Genomic DNA, 19,195 nt, shown 5'->3' on the forward strand with positions numbered 1-19,195 from the left:
CCGCGTCGCCGCTTGCTTTACTGATGCCATGACCCTCTCCGACGCATCCGTTCCCGTCATCGCGCACTGGATCGACGGCGCCCCGCGCTCCTCCTCCTCGGGCCGGACGGCTCCGGTCTACAACCCGGCGACGGGTGTCGTGCAGGCGCACGTCGCCCTGGCCGACCAGGCCGAGATCGACGAGGCGATCGCCTCCGCAGACGCCGGTTTCCGTGTCTGGTCCGCCTACTCGATCGCGAAACGGCAATCCGTGATGTTCGCGTTCCGGGAGATCCTGAACGCCCGCAAGGGAGAGCTGGCCGAACTGATCACCGCCGAGCACGGCAAGGTCGTCTCCGACGCGATGGGCGAGATCCTCCGCGGACAGGAGGTCGTCGAGCTCGCCACGGGCTTCCCGCACTTCCTCAAGGGGGAGTTCAGCGAGAACGCGTCCTCCGGCGTCGACGTGTATTCGCTGAAGCAGCCGCTCGGCGTGGTCGGCGTCATCTCGCCTTTCAACTTCCCCGTCATGGTGCCGCTGTGGTTCGTGCCGATCGCGATCGCCGGCGGCAACGCGGTGGTCCTCAAGCCCTCGGAGAAGGACCCCTCCGCCGCGCTGTGGTTGGCGCGGGCATGGAAGGAGGCCGGCCTTCCGGACGGCGTCTTCACGGTGCTGCAGGGCGACAAGCTCGCGGTCGACGGGCTCCTGGAGTCGCCGGTGGTGCAGTCGATCAGCTTCGTCGGCTCGACCCCGATCGCCCAGTACATCTACGAGACGGCATCCCGCAACGGCAAGCGGGTGCAGGCGCTGGGCGGCGCGAAGAACCACATGCTGGTGCTGCCGGACGCCGATCTCGACCTCGTCGCCGATCAGGCGGTCAATGCGGGCTTCGGCGCCGCGGGCGAGCGGTGCATGGCGATCAGCGTGGTCCTCGCGGTCGAGCCGGTCGCGGATGAGCTGATCGCCAAGATCACGGAGCGCATCGCTGCGCTGACGATCGGCGACGGTGCGGGCGTCGACGGCGTGGAGCCTGACATGGGACCGCTGATCACCGATGTGCACCGTGACAAGGTGTCGAGCTACGTCGACATCGCCGAGGCGGACGGCGCGCGGATCGTCGTCGACGGGCGTGGCTTCACGGTCGATGGACGCGAGGACGGATTCTTCTTCGGGCCCACGCTGATCGATGCGATCCCGACGACGTCGCGGGCCTATACCGAGGAGATCTTCGGACCGGTGCTGTCGGTCGTGCGGGTCGCGTCCTACGACGAGGGGCTGGCGCTGATCAACTCGGGCGCGTTCGGCAACGGCACCGCGATCTTCACCAACGACGGCGGTGCCGCGCGCCGCTTCCAGAGCGAGGTGCAGGTCGGCATGATCGGCATCAACGTGCCGATTCCGGTGCCTGTGGCGTACCACTCCTTCGGCGGCTGGAAGAAGTCGCTGTTCGGCGATGCGAAAGCCTACGGCCGGCACGGTTTCGACTTCTTCACGCGCGAGAAGGCCGTCACCGCGCGCTGGATCGACCCTGCCGCACGCGCCGACTCCGACAACGGCGGCATCAACCTCGGCTTCCCCCAGAACTCCTGACGCTCGCGCTCTGGGTTCTGGCTTCTGCCTTCTGCTGCGTGGCCGAGCCACCCCCTTGTGTGCGAACCACCCCCTTGTGAACCGTAATAAGGGGCCGGGTCGCACATAAGGGGGTGGCTCGGCAGGTCAGGGAAGGGGTCAGGGGAGAGAACGCGTGAGCTGCAGAGCGGACCAGACCTCCGCGCGGGCGGCGAAGGTCGACAGATCGAGCCGCAGCAGCACGCTGGCGGTGTCGACACGGGCGCGCAGCGTGTGCCGATGGATGCCGAGAGCCTTCGCCGCGGGGTCCCAGGCGCCGTTGTGCTCCAGCCAGACCTCGAGGGTGCGGCGCAGGTCCGCCGGAGCCGCGGGGTCGGTCAGCGGCAGCAGCATCCGACGCGCGATGTCGTGTGCGCGTGTGTGCTCGAGATGCCCGAGGAGCCCGTCGTGCGCGAGATCGTCGAAGTCGTTGACGGGCCGCGTCGGCGTGGATCGGGTGAGCGCGGAACGGGCTTCCGACACCGCGCCGGCGACGTGGTCCCACGTCGTCGACGCCGAGAACCCGGCGAGGGTGCGGTGCCGGGAGAGCAGGGCGAGCAGCTCATCGCGGTCGTCGGCCGGGGTGATCGTCACGATCGCCGTGTCCTGCTCGGCGAAGAACAGCGCGCCCTGCCGGTCGCCGGCGAGCAGCTCCAGGGCCGAGCGCAGGTTCTGCGCCCCGCCGTCGTCATCCTGCACCGGGGCGAGATGGCCGATGCGGATCGGGTCGGCGGGCAGCGGCCCCCACAGATGCGCGACCGTGCGCTGGGCGACGCCGGTGATGCCGGCGACCAGCAGCTCGAGCACGCCCGTGCGCAGGCGGCGCCGCGCCTCGTCGAGCGTGCGGCTCTGTTCGAGCGCGATGCTCGCGAGCGCGATGACGGCGTCGACCAGGTCGGCCCTGGCGCGATCGAGCGCGCCTGTTCCGGTCCCGACCGCGAGGATGCCGCGCAGCTCCCCCTTCTGGCCGAGAGTCTGCAGCGTGACCTCTCCGGCGTGGGCGAGGCTCAGGCGCTCCGCCGCTGTCCGTCCCCGGATCAGCATCCGTGCGACCGCGGCCTCGACCTCGGGGGCGGTCGACTCCGGGATCCCGCGTCGCGTCGGAACCCGCACCCGCGCTCCCGAGGCGTCGAACAGAGCCACCCAGCACTCCAGGTTCCGCTCGAGCTCGCGCAGGATCTCCGCGAGCCCGTCCGGGCGGAGGGCGGCGCGGGCGACCGAGCGCTGTGCGCGCAGCGACTTCTCGAGCATCTGCCGGTCCTCGTCGGCCACGGCATCCGACACGAAGCGGATGATGCCCATGAACGGAGTGCGACGCGGCACCTCGAACAGCGGCAGCCCGTGCGCCGCGGCCGCCGCGACGAGCGCCGCCGGAAGACGCTCGTGCACGATGCCCGTCGCGAAGCCGAGGGCGAGCACGCCGTGCGCGACCAGGCGCTGCACATAGGGGTCGGCGGGCGTCGGCTCGGGTGCGCGGAACTGCGCCCCATCGGTCAGCAGGAGGCCACCCGCACTGATCCACGGAGTGGGGTCGGGCAGGTCGGAGCTGTGCGCCCACAGCAACGGGTGAACGAGCACCGCGTCATCGACATCGCCGATCGCGCGGAGGCCGAACCGGTCGTCATCGATCAGGGCGCGGAGGGTGGCAGGCATCTTCGCATCCTCACGTATTGCCGTTCTGTCCGTCAAGGCGGTTCGTGGTGTACGGATTGTCTCTTGGTGAGGAGGGAGTGCGCTGGGAGGATCGGCGTACGCCGCCGACCGGACAGAAGGACCTCCATGTCGAACACCCCTCCCGCCACTTCCCTGCTCACGAGCGCCGAGGTGTCCGACGCCGACACCTCGCGCGTCTTCCACTCATGGTCGGCACAGGGCACGCTCGCGCCGCTGGCTCTCGCCGGCGGACGCGGAACCACCGTGTGGGATGCCGACGGCACGCACTACCTCGACTTCTCCAGCCAGCTCGTGAACGTCAACATCGGTCACCAGCACCCCAAGGTCGTCGCGGCGATCCAGGCGCAGGCCGAAGTGCTCACGACCGTCGCTCCCGCCCACGCCAACGCGGTACGGGCGGAAGCGGCGCGACTGATCGTCGACATCGCCCCCGAGGGCTTCGAGAAGGTGTTCTTCACCAACGGCGGGGCCGACGCGAACGAGAACGCGATCCGGATGGCGCGACTGTTCACCGGGCGCGACAAGATCCTCTCGACCTACCGCTCGTATCACGGCAACACGGGCGCCGCGGTCGTCGCGACGGGGGACTGGCGCCGTGTCCCCAACGAGTACGCGCGGGGACACGTCCACTTCTTCGGTCCCTACCTGTACCGCTCGGAGTTCTGGGCCACGACCCCCGAGGAGGAGTCCGCCCGCGCACTGCATCACCTGGAGCGAGTGGTGCAGGCCGAGGGGCCCGACAGCATCGCCGCGATCCTGCTCGAGACGATCCCCGGCACAGCCGGCATCCTCACCCCGCCTCCGGGTTACCTCGCAGGCGTGCGCGCCATCGCCGATCGCTACGGCATCCTGCTCATCCTCGACGAGGTGATGGCGGGATTCGGACGCACGGGGCAGTGGCTCGCGCTGGACGCCTTCGAGGTGCGCCCCGATCTGATCACCTTCGCGAAGGGCGTGAACTCGGGGTACGTGCCGATCGGCGGCGTCATCATCCCGTCCGAGATCGCGCACCACTTCGACGCGCGCGTGTTCCCCGGCGGCCTCACCTACTCCGGCCACCCCCTCGCCGCGGCCAGCGTGGTCGCGACGATCGGCGCCATGCGCGAGGAGGGCGTCGTCGAGAACGCCCGCCGCGTCGGCGCGGAGGTCATCGGCCCGCGTCTCGCGCAACTCGCCGAGAGGCACGAACTGATCGGCGAGGTGCGCGGCAGCGGGGTGTTCTGGGCGGTCGAGCTCGTCGAGGACCGCGACACGCGTGCGCCGCTCGCCGCCGCCTCGGTCGGAGCGCTCAAGAGCGACCTGCTCTCCCGGGGTCTGCTGCCGTTCTTCGCCGACAACCGACTGCACGTCGTGCCGCCGTGCGTGATCACGGCGGAGGAGGCCACGCGGGGGCTCGACCTCATCGATGAGGCGCTCGCCGCCTTCCCCCGCTGAGGGGGGACGGCCGCGAGGTCAGACGACGGCGACTCGATTCGATCGGGCGACGCCGACGACCTCGCAGTCCGTGTTCTGATCGGCGACGCCGAAGCGGATGAGTGTACGGGAGTCGGCGCGGTAGTCGGGTGGGGCGACATCGAGGGTCCCGGCGTCGAGCAGGATGAACTCGGCCGCGGTGCCGATCACGCGCAGCATGCCGGTGGGCAGACACTGGGCGGCCAGCTGGAACTCCTTCGGGGCGGCGTGCACCGTCGCCCCGGTGATCGACCAGGCCGTGAACTCGTTCGCGACCGCGGTGCAGATCCAGTTCTGCTGTGCGACCCCGGTCACCCGGATCAGGCCGGTGTTCGCGCGGACATGCGGCGCCTGTCGGAGCTCGAGCAGGATGCCGACGGTCCCCGCCAGCACGTCGACGACGATGAGCGTGATCTGCGCATCCTGCAGGAGATCCGGATGAAGGAACGGGTTCTCGGCATCGGACAGCGCAGGCGCCCCCAGTGGTGCGCCGGCGATCGCATCATTCACCTTCATGACAAGCCTTCCCCAGAAGTCGTCCCCACTGTCGAGAATAGGCCGACGCCTTTCACATACCTGAGATCGCGCTGTGATCGGGGAGGCCCGGACGGAAGCGGTCGGATCGTGCGGCTTCGGATCACTGAGCGGATTCAGGCTCCGGGCCGCCGGCCGCGTGCACGAGTGCCGACGGCATCGAGCGCTTCAAGGATCCGCAGGTCGGCGATGAGGGGCGGGACGGCGGCGCCGTAGGGGCCTGCGGCGGCGCGGATTCTCCGCCGTGAGCCGATCTCGTCGCGTCCTCTGGCACACTGAGGCGCACGATCGAGGAGGCGCCGCATGGCGATCGACCTGAAGAAGACGCTCGATGCCTACCGGGCGAAGCACGGCGAGTTCCGCCTGGTCGACGTGCCGCGGATGCAGTACCTGATGGTCGACGGTGCCGGCGACCCGAACACCGCGACCGCCTTCGCCGATGCCGTCACGGCCCTGTACCCCGTGGCCTACGCCCTCAAGTTCCTCGCGCCGAACTCGGTCTCGACACCGTCGTGATGCCGCTCGAGGGGCTGTGGCACGCGCCGGACATGGACGTCTTCACGGTGCGCCGCGACAAGAGCGCCTGGCGGTGGACGCTCATGATCATGGTGCCCGCCCCCATCACCCCCGAGATGTTCGCACGCGCGAAGACCGCCGCGTCTGCGAAGAAGAACGCCTCGCCGAGCCTGAGCACGGTGCGGCTGGAGACGCTCGACGAGGGTCTCTGCGTGCAGACGCTGCACCGCGGAGCCTTCGATGACGAGGGTCCGGTGCTCGACGAGATGCATCACCGCTTCATCCCCGAGAACGGGCTCGCGATGCGCGGGATGCATCACGAGATCTACTTCAGCGACTTCCGCCGCGTGGAGCCCGCGAAGCGGCGCACGATCCTGCGGCAGCCGGTGATCCGGCCGGCGTGAGCGCGCGCACCCTGCTCATCAGGCCTCGCTCCAGAACCGGTCCTCGGCATCCTGGTCCTCGCTGACGAGGACCACCGTGGTCGAGACGAGGTCGCCGACCTCGGTCGCCGCCACGTCACCGAGAGGGAGCCGCATGTGGACCGAGTGGACCGTGATCTCGGCCACGTACCCGTCGCGCGACGGGCCATCGATGGTAGCCGTTGGGTGTCCATTCTGGCAACACCATTCACCTTTTTCGTTCGCGCGCTTATCGTCATGACTACTAAAAGAAAAAAAGGAGTTCTCTTGTCTGCGAAAGCCCCCACTGCTCCTGACTTCGAATCGGCCGGCACGGAAGACGCTCCCGCAGAGCAGGTCTCACCGCCCGAGTCCGTATACGAGCGTGTCGATCTCGACCGCTACGTCGTGATCCAGGATGGCCCCGTCGGTTTCGTCGAATGGGTGTCGCCGGTCTTCGTCTGCTACGCAGGTGACCCGTACCGCAACTCCGAGGAGATCGCCCAGGTCCATGACTTCCACGAGGCCGTGCAGACGGTCCTCGACCGGGCGTCGCAGTCCCGTCGAACGAAGCGCGCGCTGTGAGCCACGAGGTGTGGCCCGGATCGCCCTACCCGCTGGGAGCGACCTTCGACGGCCAGGGAACCAACTTCGCCCTGTTCAGTGAAGGCGCCGAGCGCGTCGAGCTGTGCCTGTTCGACGACGAGGGCAACGAGGAGCGCGTGCCGCTGACCGAGTTCGACGCCTTCGTCTGGCACGGCTTCCTGCCCTCCGTGCAGCCGGGACAGCTCTACGGCTACCGCGTGCACGGTCCTGCCGAGCCCGCCGAGGGCAAGCGGTTCAACGCCAACAAGCTCGTGCTCGACCCCTACGCCAAGGCCGTCTCGGGGGAGATCGTGTGGGGGCAGTCGCTGTTCGGCTACGACTTCGGCGACCCCGATTCCCGCAACGACGAGGACTCGGCTGCGGCGATGGTGAAGGGCGTGGTCATCAACCCGTTCTTCGAGTGGGCCGGCGACCGCCTCCCCAAGATCCCGTACGCGCAGACCGTGATCTACGAGGCGCACGTGAAGGGGCTCACGGTCAGCCACCCCGACGTCCCGGAGGAACTCCGTGGCACGTACGCCGGCATCGCGCACCCCGCGATCATCGAGCACCTCGTGCGCCTGGGCATCACGGCGATCGAGCTCATGCCCGTGCACCAGTTCGTGCACGACTCGACGCTCCAGGAGAAGGACCTGTCGAACTACTGGGGCTACAACACCCTCGCGTTCTTCGCTCCGCACAGCCAGTACGCCTCCAGCGGCCAGCACGGCCAGCAGGTGCAGGAGTTCAAGGCGATGGTGCGCGCGCTGCATGCCGCCGGCATCGAGGTCATCCTCGACGTGGTCTACAACCACACGGCCGAGGGCAACCACCTGGGCCCGACCCTGTCGATGCGCGGCATCGACAACGAGGCGTACTACCGCCTCGAGGAGGACCGTCGGTACTACACCGACTACACCGGCACGGGAAACAGCCTCAACGCCGGCAGCCCCCACGCGCTGCAGCTCATCATGGACTCGCTGCGCTACTGGGTCACCGAGATGCACGTCGACGGATTCCGCTTCGACCTCGCCTCCACGCTCGCCCGTGAGTTCTACGACGTCGACAAGTTGGCGACGTTCTTCGAGCTCGTGCAGCAGGATCCGGTGGTCTCGCAGGTGAAGCTCATCGCCGAGCCGTGGGACGTCGGCCCCGGCGGCTACCAGGTGGGCAACTTCCCGCCGCAGTGGACCGAATGGAACGGCAAGTACCGCGACACCGTGCGCGACTTCTGGCGCGGCGAGCCGCAGGCACTGGGTGAGTTCGCCTCGCGTCTGACCGGTTCGGCCGACCTGTACGAGCACTCCGGGCGGCGACCCGTCGCCTCCATCAACTTCGTCACGGCGCACGACGGATTCACGCTGCGCGACCTCGTGTCGTACAACGAGAAGCACAACGAGGCCAACGGCGAGGACAACAACGACGGCGAATCGCACAACCGCTCCTCCAACATGGGAGTGGAGGGTCCGACCGACGACGAGAGCATCAACCGGGCCCGGGCGCGCCAGCAGCGCAACTTCCTCGCGACGCTGCTGCTGTCGCAGGGCGTGCCGATGATCGCGCACGGCGACGAGCTCGGGCGCACCCAGGGCGGCAACAACAACGGCTACGCCCAGGACAACGAGATCACATGGGTGGACTGGGAGTCGGCGGATCACCCGCTCATCGAGTTCACGGCCGCTGTGAGCCGACTGCGCCGGACGCACCCCACGTTCCGTCGCAGCCGCTTCTTCAACGGTCGCCCGGTGCGGGCAGAAGACGGCGAGCGGGTTCCCGATGTCGTCTGGCTCCGACCGGATGCGGTGCCGATGGCGCCGGAGGACTGGGACTCGGGATTCGGTTTGGCGGTCGGCATGTTCCTCAACGGCCACGGCATCCGCGAGCGCGACCTGCGCGGGCAGCCGGTGACGGACGTCAACTTCCTCGTCTACTTCAACAGCGGCGATGAGCCCGTCGAGCTGACCCTGCCGGATCAGCGTCACGGCGCGAACTGGCAGATCATGGTCGACACCGCCGGGGAGCGGGGGAACGACACCGCGCTCGCCGCGAGCGCCGTGCTCCCGATCGACGCGAAGTCGCTCGTCGTCCTGTCGGAGGTCGACACGGTCGAGGTCGACACGGATGACTCCGTGAACGCCTCGCTGCGGGTGCAGAACGAGCAGTCCGTGCCCGCGGCCCCCGCGCCCACCCCCGAGCACCGCGCATGACCCGGCGACCTCTCTCGACGTATCGTCTGCAGATCCGCTCGGGTTTCACGCTCGACGATGCCGCCGCGGTGACGCCCTACCTGGCGGAGCTGGGGGCGTCGTGGGCGTACCTGTCGCCGCTGCTGGCGGCGACGCCGGGGTCGGACCACGGCTACGACGTGGTCGATCATTCGCGCATCGACGAGAGCCGCGGCGGTGAGGAGGGCCTCCGGCGCTTCGCCGCAGCGGCGCGCGCGCAGGATCTCGGCATCCTGATCGACATCGTGCCGAATCATGTGGGGGTCGCGGTGCCGCGCGAGAATCCCTGGTGGTGGGACCTGTTGCGCCTCGGCCGCGGGTCTCGGCATGCGGTCGCGTTCGACGTCGATTGGCGCTTCGGCGGCGACCGGGTGCGTCTGCCGATCCTCGGAGCCGAACCGGATGCCGTGATCGCGAGCGGCGACCTCGTCGTGGACACGACGCCGTCGGCCGATGCGCCGGACGGCACCCTGTCGTACTTCGACCACGTGCTGCCGCTCGCCCCGGGCACCGGGGAGCTCGCCGGTGACCTTCCGGCGCTGCTGGCCGCCCAGCACTACGACCTGCGGTTCTGGCAGGACCAGAACGCAGCGCTCAACTATCGCCGCTTCTTCGCGGTGGTCGAGCTCGCCGGCATCCGCGTGGAACTGCCGGATGTGTTCGCCGAGTCGCACGAGGAGATCGTCCGCTGGATCACGGAGGGGCTCGCGGATGGACTCCGCGTCGACCACCCGGACGGCCTGGCGGATCCCGGCGCCTACCTCGAGCAGCTCTCGGATGCGACCGGGGGTGCGTACACGCTGGTGGAGAAGATCCTCGAACCGGGGGAGGCGCTGCCCTCCTGGTGGCGCACCGACGGCACGACGGGTTACGACGCTCTTGCCGAGATCGATCGGCTGCTCATCGACGCCGACGGCGTGGAGTCGCTCACCCGGCTCGATGCCCGACTGCGCACCGACACGGGTCTTCCCGAGGCGCTGTCGTGGCAGGATCTGATCCACTCCACCAAGCGGATGATCGCGGACGAACTCCTGCAGTCCGAGGTGCGGCGCCTGGTGCGCACGCTGCCGTTCGGCGTCGTGGACGCCGACGACGCGCTGGCGGAACTGGTGACCTGCTTCCCGGTCTACCGCTCGTACCTGCCCGCGGGTCGCGCGCATCTCGATCACGCGTTCGCCGACGCCCGTCGACGCCGACCGGAGCTGGCCGCGACCTTCGACGAGCTCGAGCCGCTGCTCACCGACCCGAAGAACGAGGTCGCCCAGCGCTTCGAGCAGACCAGCGGCGCGGTGATGGCCAAGGGCGTCGAGGATACGGCGTTCTACCGCTCCACGCGTCTGGGCACACTGACCGAGGTGGGCGCCGACCCGTCCATCGCGGCGCTCACCGCCGAGGAGTTCCACGCGGCGCAGCAGGCGCGACTGGCCTCCTGGCCGCACTCGATGACCACGCTCTCGACGCATGACACGAAGCGCTCGGAGGATGTGCGCGCCCGACTCAGCGTGCTGTCGGAGGTTCCGGAGCGCTGGGCCGAGGTGCTCGGCGAGTTGCGCGCGATCTCGTCCACCGGGCACGGTCCGCTCGACGCCTTGCTCTGGCAGGCCGCGGTGGGTGCCTGGCCGATCGCGTCCGATCGGCTGCTCGCGTATGCCGAGAAGGCCGCGCGCGAGGCTTCGGAGTCGACGCACTGGCAGCATCCGGATGCCGAGTTCGAGAAGGGTCTCTCGGCCTTCGCCGAGGCCGCGAACGGCGCCGCGAGCAGCGTGATATCGCGTTTCGTCGCCGAGATCGACGCGCACGGGCGCTCGAACTCTTTGTCGGCGAAGCTGCTGCAGATCACCGGGCCCGGCGTTCCCGACGTGTACCAGGGCACCGAGCTCTGGGATCACTCGCTCGTCGACCCGGACAACCGCCGCCCGGTCGATTTCGCCGAGCGGGCGCGCCTGCTGCAGACGCTCGACCGTGACGTCGCGCGCGGGGTCCTTCCGCAGATCGACGATTCCGGTCTGGCGAAGATGCTCGTCACCTCGCGCGCGCTGCGTCTGCGCCGCGACCACCCCGAGCTGTTCACGGTGTACCGACCCGGCGTCGCCGTGGGCGCGGCATCCGGGCACGTGGTCGCCGTCGACCGGGGCGGCGTGACGGCCGTCGCGACACGGCTTCCCGTCGCACTCGCGGCGCGGGGGGGATGGGACGACACGCAGCTCGTGCGCCCGGACATCGCCGCGGTCGACGTGCTCACGGGTCGCCGCATCGAACCGGGGCCGGTCCGGCTCGCGGAACTCCTGTCGACCTACCCGGTCGCTCTGCTGGTGGAGGCACGATGATCGAGGTGTGGGCGCCGCGCGCGGAGCGCGTGCGAGTACGACGGCTCACCGCGGAGGGAGCGACGGCCGATGACCACGAGCTCCGCCCTGCGGCCGACCACCCGCTCGGGGCCGGCTGGTGGCGCGCCGACCTCACGCTCGCCGACGGGGAGCGCTACGGTTTCCTGCTGGGAGACAGCGAGGAGCTGCGCCCCGACCCCCGGTCGCCGCGACAGCCGGACGGGGTGCATGCGGCATCCGCCGCCTTCGACGTCGACGCGCACGCGTGGCAGGACTCCGCATGGACGGGCCGCCCGCTCGCCGGCGCCGTGATCTACGAGCTGCACATCGGCACCTACACTCCCGAGGGCACGCTCGACAGCGCGATCGACCGGCTCGATCACCTCGTGGAGCTCGGCATCACGCACGTCGAGCTCCTGCCCGTCAACGGCTTCAACGGCCGATGGAACTGGGGATACGACGGGGTGCTCTGGTACACCGTGCATGAGGGGTACGGGGGCCCGGCGGCCTACCAGCGCTTCGTGGATGCCGCGCACGCCCGCGGCCTCGCGGTGATCCAGGACGTCGTGTACAACCACCTCGGACCCAGCGGCAACTACCTGCCGGAGTTCGGCCCGTACTTCCGCGAGGGCGACCGCAACACCTGGGGCGACTCGATCGACCTCGATGCACCGGCCATCCGTGCGTACATCGTCGAGAACGCTCTGCGGTGGATGCGCGACTTCCACGTCGACGGGCTGCGCCTCGACGCGGTGCACGCGCTGAAGGACGACAGTCCGACGCACATCCTGCAGGAGCTGGCCGAGCGGTCCGATGCACTGTCGGCCCAGCTGAACCGCCCGCTCAGCCTGATCGCCGAGTCCGACATGAACGACCCGACGCTGATCCTGCCGCGCGAGGCCGGGGGCTACGGTCTCACCGCGCAGTGGTCCGACGACTGGCATCACGCCACGCACGTCGCCGTCACGGGCGAGGTGGCCGGCTACTACGCCGACTTCGCCTCACCGGATGCCGTGGCCAAGGTCGCGGAGCACGGGTTCTTCCACGACGGCACGTTCTCGTCGTTCCGCGGCCGGACGCACGGTGCTCCGATTCCCGCGGCGGTTCCGAGCTGGCGTCTGGTGACCTTCGCGCAGGATCACGACCAGATCGGCAACCGCGCGGCCGGCGACAGGCTCTCCGCCACGCTCTCGCCGGAGCGCCTCGCGGTGACCGCCGTGCTCACGCTGACCGCACCGGGCACGCCGATGCTGTTCATGGGCGAGGAATGGGGCGCCTCGACGCCCTGGCAGTTCTTCACCTCGCATCCGGAGCCCGAACTCGGGCGCGCGACCGCAGAGGGCCGCATCGCCGAGTTCGCCGCGATGGGGTGGGACCCGGCACAGGTCCCCGACCCTCAGGATCCGCAGACGTTCGAGCGCTCACACCTGGACTGGACGGAGGTCGAGGACCCCGCGCACGCGCGTCTGCTCGCCCTCCACCGCGACCTGATCGCGTTGCGGCGCGACCGCGCGGAGTTCACGGACCCCGACATGAGCCACACCGTCGTCACGGTCGCGCCCGCCGGTGAGGCGCCGGACGCCCGCGGATACCGCATCGATCGCGGCGCGTGCGCGGTGCTGATCAACCTCACGGCCGCCCCGCTCGACTTCGACGTCGCCTCGGATGCCGCGGTGCTCCTGTCGACGGAGTCCGTGGCGCACGCATCGGGCCGGGTGACCGTGCCCCCGGATGCCGCCGCCGTGGTCGGACCCGCCCTCTCCTGAGCCGCCGCGGGCCGGTCACCGCTCGTCGGAGTGGTGACCCGGCCCGCGCCGTCAGGTGAGAAGCTAGAAGGATGAGCTCTTCCCCCCCTCGCCGACGTGCGCGCCCCGCTGAGCGAGGACGAGGTCCGGCGTCTCCGCGCGGACTTCCCGATCCTGCAGACCCAGGTCAGCGGACACCCGCTCGCGTACCTCGATTCCGGGGCGACGTCGCAGCGACCGTTCGCGGTGCTCGACGCCGAGCGCGAGTTCGCGAGCACCCTGAACTCCGCCGTGCACCGCGGAGCACACACGCTCGCGGCCGAGGCCACCGAGCTGTTCGAAGACGCCCGCGCCACACTCGCCCGCTTCCTCGGCGCCGACGACGACGAGATCGTGTGGACCTCCAACGCGACCGAGGCCATCAATCTGGTCGCCTACTCGCTCTCGAACGCCTCGCTCGGACGCGGGGGAGCCGACGCCGAACGATTGCGTCTGCGCGAGGGCGACGAGATCGTCACCACCGAGATGGAGCACCACGCGAACCTCATCCCGTGGCAGGAGCTCGCCGCGCGCACCGGTGCGACACTCCGGGTGATCCCGCTCGACGATGACGGCGCGCTGCGGATGGACGAGGCCGCGCGGCTCATCTCCGAACGCACACGGATCGTCGCGGTCACCCATGTCTCGAACGTGCTCGGGGTGATCAACCCGGTCGAGCAGCTCATCGCTCTCGCGCGCGCGGTCGGTGCGCTCGTGCTGCTCGACGCCTGCCAGTCGGCCCCGCACCTCCCACTCGATGTGCACGCGCTCGATATCGACTTCGCGGTGCTCTCGGGACACAAGATGCTCGGCCCGACCGGCATCGGCGCGCTCTACGGACGCCGCGAGCTGCTCGAGGTCATGCCCCCGTTCCTCACGGGCGGATCGATGATCACCACGGTCACCACCACGCACGCCGAATACCTCCCGCCGCCGCAGCGCTTCGAAGCGGGCACCCAGCGCGTCTCCCAGTCGATCGCCCTCGCCACGGCGGTCGACTATCTGAGCGCGGTCGGCATGCCCCGCATCGCCGCGCACGAAGCCGCGTTCGGTCGTCGTCTCGTCGACGGGCTCCAGGCGATCGACGGCGTGCGGGTGCTCGGTGCCGGTATCGACCTGCCCCGCGTGGGGCTGGCGAGCTTCGACGTCGCCGGCATCCACTCGCACGACATGGGACAGTTCCTCGACGACCGCGGCATCGCGGTGCGCGTCGGTCACCACTGCGCCCAACCGCTGCATCGCCGGCTCGGCGTCACCTCGTCGACCAGGGCGAGCACCTATCTCTACACGACACAGGACGAGGTGGAGGCCGTGATCGACGGCGTCGCCGCGGCCATCGACTTCTTCGGAGTGCGCGCATGACATCCGGTGACCTGCAGAACCTGTACCAGGAGCTCATCCTCGACCACTCCCGCACCCCACACGGGTTCGGACTGCGCGGCGAGATCGCGGCGCAGTCGCACCAGGTGAATCCCACATGCGGCGACGAGGTGACGCTGCAGGTGCACCGTGCGGCCGACGGCTCGGTCGAAACCATCGCATGGGAGGGTCACGGCTGCGCGATCTCGCAGGCGTCGGCGTCGCTGCTCGCCGAACTCGCGGAGGGACTCTCGGTCGCCGACCTCGAGGTCCGGATCGCCGCATTCCGGGATGCCATGCGTTCCCGGGGCAAGATCGAACCCGACGAGGAGCTGCTCGGCGACGCCGCGGCGCTCGGCGGGGTCTCGCGCTACGTGGCGCGCGTGAAGTGCGCCATGCTCGCGTGGGTCGCGGCGGAAGACGCGCTGCGCAAGTCGGCCTGAGCGCGGCGCGGCGGGGAATACTCCTCCCAGCGCGGCGTTGGTCAGACACATGACTACTCTCGGAATCATCGGTGCAGGACACATCGGCTCCCAGGTCGCGCGCGCGGCCGTCGCGCAGGGCTACGACGTCGTGATCTCGAACTCGCGCGGCCCGGAGACGCTCGACACGCTGATCGCGGAGCTCGGCCCGAAGGCCCGGGCGGCGACGCCCGCCGAGGCGGGAGCAGCGGGCGACGTCGTCATGGTGACCGTTCCGCTGCACGCGCTCGATCAGGTCCCCGTCGAACCGCTCGCGGGCAAGATCGTGCTGGACACCAACAACTACTACTTCGAGCGCGACGGCCACATCGAGGCGCTCGACAAGGGCGAGACCACGACATCCGAGATGGTGCAGCAGCACCTGCCCACCTCGAAGATCGCCAAGGCGTTCAACCACATCCCGGCGGCCGACATCACCACCGACGGCTCGCCCGCCGGGACCGAGAACCGTCGGGCGCTCGCGACCGCCGGTGACGACGCGGAGGCCGTCGCCTTCGCGACGAAGTTCTACGACGAGCTCGGGTTCGACACCGTGAACGTGGGACCGCTGAGTGAGTCGTGGCGCGTCGAGCGCGACCGGCCCGCCTACGTCGTGCGGCAGAACGCCGCCGAGCTCGAGGCGAATCTCGCGATCGCGAACCGTCTGCCGTGAGCGCTGACCGTGGGGCCGCGCCTCGGCCCCACGGTGGCATACCAAATTGCGGATCTTTCACGCCGAGTGCGAGAATGCCGTCATGACGCAGGCGGGAGCGGCCGGCGAACTCGAGTCGGTCAGGGTGACGCGCATTCTGCGCGATGACATCCTCCTCGGCCGTCGCGCCCCCGGGTCGCGGCTGATCGAGCGCGACATCGCCGCAGAACTGCACGTGTCACGGCTGCCCGTGCGCGAAGCGATCCGGGCGCTCGTCAACGAGGGCGTGGTCGTCGCCCGTCCCCGGTCGTGGGCCGTGGTGCGGCAGTTCACCCACCGCGACATCCGCGACTTCGCCGAAGTGCGCGAGTCGATCGAGACGCTGGTCTTCGTCTTCGCCACCGAACGGCACGACGAGGAGGGTCTCGCTCGGCTTCGCGCGGCCTACGAAGCCGAGTCCGAGGCGGCGCGGGACGGGGATGTCGAGAGCGCGCGCCGAGCGGCCGCGGCATTCCACGAGATCGCGGGCGACCTGGCGGGAAACGACATGCTGACGGAGCTGATCAGCGTGTTCCTCACGCGTCTGCGCTGGCTGTTCGGGCAGCATGACGACCTTCCCGCCATGGCCGAGGAGCACCGGATCATCCTCGAGGCGATCGCGGCGCGCGACGTCGACGCCATCCGCGTCCTGGTCCCGCAGCACATGGCGCGTGGTCGTGAGGGCGCGGTCCGTCGTCTGCAGAGCGGCAACGCCTCGGCCTGAGAGCCCTCGGTAAGGGGGGCTCTGCCCGCCGTCCGGTGCCGGCAGGGGGCGCCCGGGTGGCCACCGTTCTATATATTGGGCCTACCGGAACCGTTCCGGAAAACGCCACGTTGTCCTGGGGAGCGAGATGCGGGGTCTTGCTGTCGCCGTCGGAAGCCTGCTGCTGGTGGGTGGCGCTGTGCTCGTCGTCGTCGCGGACCAGGAGCGTCAGGCGTCGCTGGACGCCGTCCGCCTGCAGCTGACGCAGACCGAGGAACGACTCGCCGAGACGCGGGAGCGGAATCTCGATCTCGCCGGTGCGCTCACGAGCCTGCGCACCCGGATCGCCGAGCAGGATGCCGCGATCGCCGACGCCACGGGATTCCTCCCGTGATGCGGCGCACCCTGTCGGTGACGATCGCGATCAGCGTCCTCCTGTCCGCCGGGATCGTCGCCCGAGCGGAGGGACTCGAGGCTGAACGCGCCACGGCCGTGGCCGAGTTGACCGCTCTCGCCGACACCACGCGCACGGCGCTGCAGCGCACCGATCACCTGCGCGGTGCGGTGGAGCGCGCCGAGGAGGACACCGCGGATCGAGCCACCGTGCTCGAGGCGCGCCCGGCATTCCTCGCCGAGATCGCGGCGCTGCGCACGGCCATGACGACCGCGACCGACAAGGTCGACACCGCCGCACATCTCGCCGCCGCCGTCTCCGCGCAGCAGACGGTGCTGGCCGAGCATGCCGACCCGCAGATCGTCACGAATGCGACCGCGACCGTGCACGCCCTCACGGCGAAGGTCGGCGAGGAGGTCGCGACGTGGCAGGCCGCGCAGATCGTGCGCACCGCGGGACCGGGCGGACCTGCGTTCTCCTCGAGCGGACCCGACGGCTACGCCCGCGTGCGGGCCGCGCTCGATCTCGTGGGCGGCGGCGGGGTCGGACTGTACGAGTCGGCGTCGTGCGCCGGGGGCACCGCCCCCGCGTGCGCCAACAGCAACGGTTACATCAAGTACCGCGCCGACGTGGCAGGGTGGACCGCGGACCGCCTGAACTGGGCCATGGCGCACGAACTGGCGCACATCTACCAGTTCCAGGTCTGGGGTTCCCTGAACGCATCCGGGTCGTATGCGTCGATGTTCGGGGGAGATCCGGAGTTCCTCGCCAACTGCATGGCCGTGGTGCGCGGATACCCCGGCAACCAGAGCTGCACCGGCGATCAGCAGGCGTGGGCCTCGGGCATCTGGGTCGGGGCGGTGCGCTGAGGGGCAGCCGGATCCCGCGGGGTCAGCGGGCCGGCGTGGTCGTGTCGACGGCATCCCGCAGCGGGCCGCGCATCACCCGCCAGTACGCGGCAGGCGCCAGACGGACGAGCAGATCGACCAGCCGGGCCTCCCGCCCGATCATGGTGCGCGCGCGTCGGCGGGTGGTCGCCCGGATGATGCGCGCCGCGGCGTCCGCGGGTTCCGTGTGGTACATCGCGGCCTGCGCGGATGCGGCACGCGCCGCGACGGCGGGGTCGACGGCCGCGGCGTAGCGTCCGTGCAGGATGATGCCGGTGCGCACGCCGGCGGGGTACACGGCGCCGACCGTGACGGTCGTCCCCTCGAGCTCGTGCCGGAGTGATTCCGAGAAGGCGCGCACCGCGAACTTCGTCAGTGCGTACGGGATGCGGCCGGCGGGAGCGGCCAGGGCGTAGACGCTCGCCAGGTGGGTGATATGCGCGGCCGGCGCCTGGCGCAACGCGGGCAGCAGTGCCTTCGTGATCGACACCGTCCCCCATACGTTCACGTCGGTGAGCCAGCGCATCTCCTCCATCGTCAGCTGGTCGAGGGTGCCGAGCATCGACGACCCCGCGCACGTGATGAGTGCGTTGATCCGCGGGTGCGCTGCCGTGATCCGGGCGGCGACCTCGAAGACCGCCTCATCGTCGCGGAGATCGACGATGTGCGTGGTCGTGGTCGTGCGCAGCTCCGCCGCGAGCGTGGCGAGTGCGGGGGCGTTCTGGTCGACCAGAGCGAGATGGGTTCCGGCCTCCGCGAGCTGACGGGCGACGGCTGCGCCCATACCGCTGGCCGCGCCGGTGATCACCGTCGTGCTGCCTGCGAGATCGAGGCGCATCGGGCATCCTCCTTCGTGAGGCGCGAGTCACCGCACCCCGTCTCCACATGCTCGGGTCGGGCGCGGAGTACCCGATGCGCCCATTCTTCCCCACGTCTTGCGCGAGCGATACCGGTACGCTCGAAGGGGAGGTTCGTGTGGGACGTACGGCGGATGCCATCGCAGAGGGCGTTGCGATCGCGACGGCTGCGGCGCGCCTGGCGGTGAAGAATCACATCCTGATCGGCACGATCGCCCAGAACGGGGTCTACGACACCGAGAAGTACATCGCGGATGCGCGTGAGGCTCTCCGGGCGATGGCCGAGGAGTCGGAAGAGGCCGCGGCCAACGTCACCGCCTTGCGCAAGAGGGCTCGTGGACGGCACTCCGATCCGTCGGGCACGCACGACTACCGCGACCGGGATGTGCGCAATCTGCGGCGTCGGGCCAAGCAGTCCGCGGGCGTCGCCGCCAAGCTGCGCGAGGTGATGCAGGACTCCGAGAAGCTCGGCGTGATCGTCGAGGAGGCCCGTGAGGCCGCGTGGTCGGATGTGCGGCACAACCTCGACCGTCGACTGCGGGTGGAGGGGATGCGCCCCGACCAGGATCCCGACTACGACCGCATGCGCGAGGCGCGGATGCAGGCGCTCCGGCTCGTGGATCTGCAGGCTCTGTCCTCGCTCCAGCGGGCCAAGTCCAAGCGCACCAAGAAGCAGAAGTCGGCGGATGCCGACGGCTGACGCGTCGTTTCGCTTTCCCGTCGCGTCTGTTGTAGGCTGTTCCACGGCCCGCTGAGC

At 69.9% G+C, this 19,195-nt stretch carries 16 protein-coding genes and 1 pseudogene; 14 read left to right on the forward strand and 3 right to left on the reverse strand.

Annotated features, from left to right (window positions below):
- Window positions 1-28 precede the first annotated feature (28 nt).
- On the forward strand, window positions 29-1,570 hold the full coding sequence (locus ACWA14_RS02560; protein ID WP_463795911.1) for a CoA-acylating methylmalonate-semialdehyde dehydrogenase: 1,542 nt from the start codon (window positions 29-31) through the stop codon (window positions 1,568-1,570).
- A gap of 138 nt (window positions 1,571-1,708) precedes the next feature.
- Here the strand turns inward: ACWA14_RS02560 and ACWA14_RS02565 are convergent, their stop codons facing one another.
- A complete protein-coding gene (locus ACWA14_RS02565) occupies window positions 1,709-3,241 on the reverse strand; it encodes a helix-turn-helix domain-containing protein (RefSeq protein WP_463795912.1) in 1,533 nt (510 codons plus the stop codon).
- Between the two features lie 126 nt (window positions 3,242-3,367).
- Between ACWA14_RS02565 and ACWA14_RS02570 the strand changes: the two genes are divergently transcribed.
- On the forward strand, window positions 3,368-4,696 hold the full coding sequence (locus tag ACWA14_RS02570) for an aminotransferase class III-fold pyridoxal phosphate-dependent enzyme (RefSeq protein WP_463795913.1): 1,329 nt from the start codon (window positions 3,368-3,370) through the stop codon (window positions 4,694-4,696).
- 18 nt (window positions 4,697-4,714) lie between these two features.
- Here ACWA14_RS02570 and ACWA14_RS02575 read toward each other — a convergent pair whose 3' ends face one another.
- Window positions 4,715-5,230, reverse strand: coding sequence for a hypothetical protein (locus tag ACWA14_RS02575; RefSeq protein ID WP_463795914.1), 516 nt, complete (start codon window positions 5,228-5,230; stop codon window positions 4,715-4,717).
- Between the two features lie 321 nt (window positions 5,231-5,551).
- Between ACWA14_RS02575 and ACWA14_RS02580 the strand changes: the two are divergent.
- From ACWA14_RS02580 to ACWA14_RS02630, 11 genes and pseudogenes are all read left to right on the forward strand, one after another.
- Window positions 5,552-6,168 (forward strand): annotated as a pseudogene (locus ACWA14_RS02580) (GyrI-like domain-containing protein).
- A gap of 285 nt (window positions 6,169-6,453) precedes the next feature.
- Window positions 6,454-6,750: a hypothetical protein gene (locus ACWA14_RS02585; protein ID WP_463795915.1), complete on the forward strand. Its 297-nt coding sequence runs from the start codon at window positions 6,454-6,456 to the stop codon at window positions 6,748-6,750.
- Window positions 6,747-8,957, forward strand: a complete 2,211-nt coding sequence (glgX, locus tag ACWA14_RS02590) for a glycogen debranching protein GlgX (protein ID WP_463795916.1) — start codon at window positions 6,747-6,749, stop codon at window positions 8,955-8,957. The genes ACWA14_RS02585 and glgX overlap by 4 nt, the downstream gene beginning before the upstream one ends.
- A complete protein-coding gene (gene treY / locus ACWA14_RS02595) occupies window positions 8,954-11,302 on the forward strand; it encodes a malto-oligosyltrehalose synthase (protein WP_463795917.1) in 2,349 nt (782 codons plus the stop codon). Before glgX ends, treY begins: the two co-directional genes overlap by 4 nt.
- The gene (gene treZ, locus ACWA14_RS02600) at window positions 11,299-13,068 is read left to right on the forward strand and encodes a malto-oligosyltrehalose trehalohydrolase (RefSeq protein ID WP_463795918.1); all 1,770 of its coding nucleotides are present in this window, start codon (window positions 11,299-11,301) and stop codon (window positions 13,066-13,068) included. Before treY ends, treZ begins: the two co-directional genes overlap by 4 nt.
- Window positions 13,069-13,164: 96 nt before the next feature.
- On the forward strand, window positions 13,165-14,448 hold the full coding sequence (locus ACWA14_RS02605; protein ID WP_463795919.1) for an aminotransferase class V-fold PLP-dependent enzyme: 1,284 nt from the start codon (window positions 13,165-13,167) through the stop codon (window positions 14,446-14,448).
- Window positions 14,445-14,888, forward strand: a complete 444-nt coding sequence (gene sufU, locus ACWA14_RS02610; RefSeq protein WP_463795920.1) for a Fe-S cluster assembly sulfur transfer protein SufU — start codon at window positions 14,445-14,447, stop codon at window positions 14,886-14,888. Before ACWA14_RS02605 ends, sufU begins: the two co-directional genes overlap by 4 nt.
- A gap of 49 nt (window positions 14,889-14,937) precedes the next feature.
- Window positions 14,938-15,579, forward strand: coding sequence for an NADPH-dependent F420 reductase (locus tag ACWA14_RS02615; RefSeq protein ID WP_463795921.1), 642 nt, complete (start codon window positions 14,938-14,940; stop codon window positions 15,577-15,579).
- A gap of 82 nt (window positions 15,580-15,661) precedes the next feature.
- Window positions 15,662-16,321: a GntR family transcriptional regulator gene (locus ACWA14_RS02620; RefSeq protein WP_463795922.1), complete on the forward strand. Its 660-nt coding sequence runs from the start codon at window positions 15,662-15,664 to the stop codon at window positions 16,319-16,321.
- 127 nt (window positions 16,322-16,448) lie between these two features.
- A complete protein-coding gene (locus tag ACWA14_RS02625) occupies window positions 16,449-16,694 on the forward strand; it encodes a hypothetical protein (RefSeq protein WP_463795923.1) in 246 nt (81 codons plus the stop codon).
- Window positions 16,694-17,563, forward strand: a complete 870-nt coding sequence (locus tag ACWA14_RS02630; protein ID WP_463795924.1) for a hypothetical protein — start codon at window positions 16,694-16,696, stop codon at window positions 17,561-17,563. Before ACWA14_RS02625 ends, ACWA14_RS02630 begins: the two co-directional genes overlap by 1 nt.
- A 22-nt stretch (window positions 17,564-17,585) precedes the next feature.
- Here ACWA14_RS02630 and ACWA14_RS02635 read toward each other — a convergent pair whose 3' ends face one another.
- Complete coding sequence (locus ACWA14_RS02635) at window positions 17,586-18,419, reverse strand: SDR family NAD(P)-dependent oxidoreductase (protein ID WP_463795925.1); 834 nt, start codon at window positions 18,417-18,419, stop codon at window positions 17,586-17,588.
- A gap of 137 nt (window positions 18,420-18,556) precedes the next feature.
- Here ACWA14_RS02635 and ACWA14_RS02640 point away from each other — a divergent pair, with 137 nt between their 5' ends.
- Window positions 18,557-19,138 carry an asparagine synthase gene (locus ACWA14_RS02640; protein WP_463795926.1) on the forward strand — a complete coding sequence of 194 codons (582 nt, stop codon included), beginning with the start codon at window positions 18,557-18,559 and terminating at the stop codon, window positions 19,136-19,138.
- Window positions 19,139-19,195: the final 57 nt, after the last annotated feature.

Source organism: Microbacterium sp. TW_SC_2 (genome assembly GCF_055361165.1).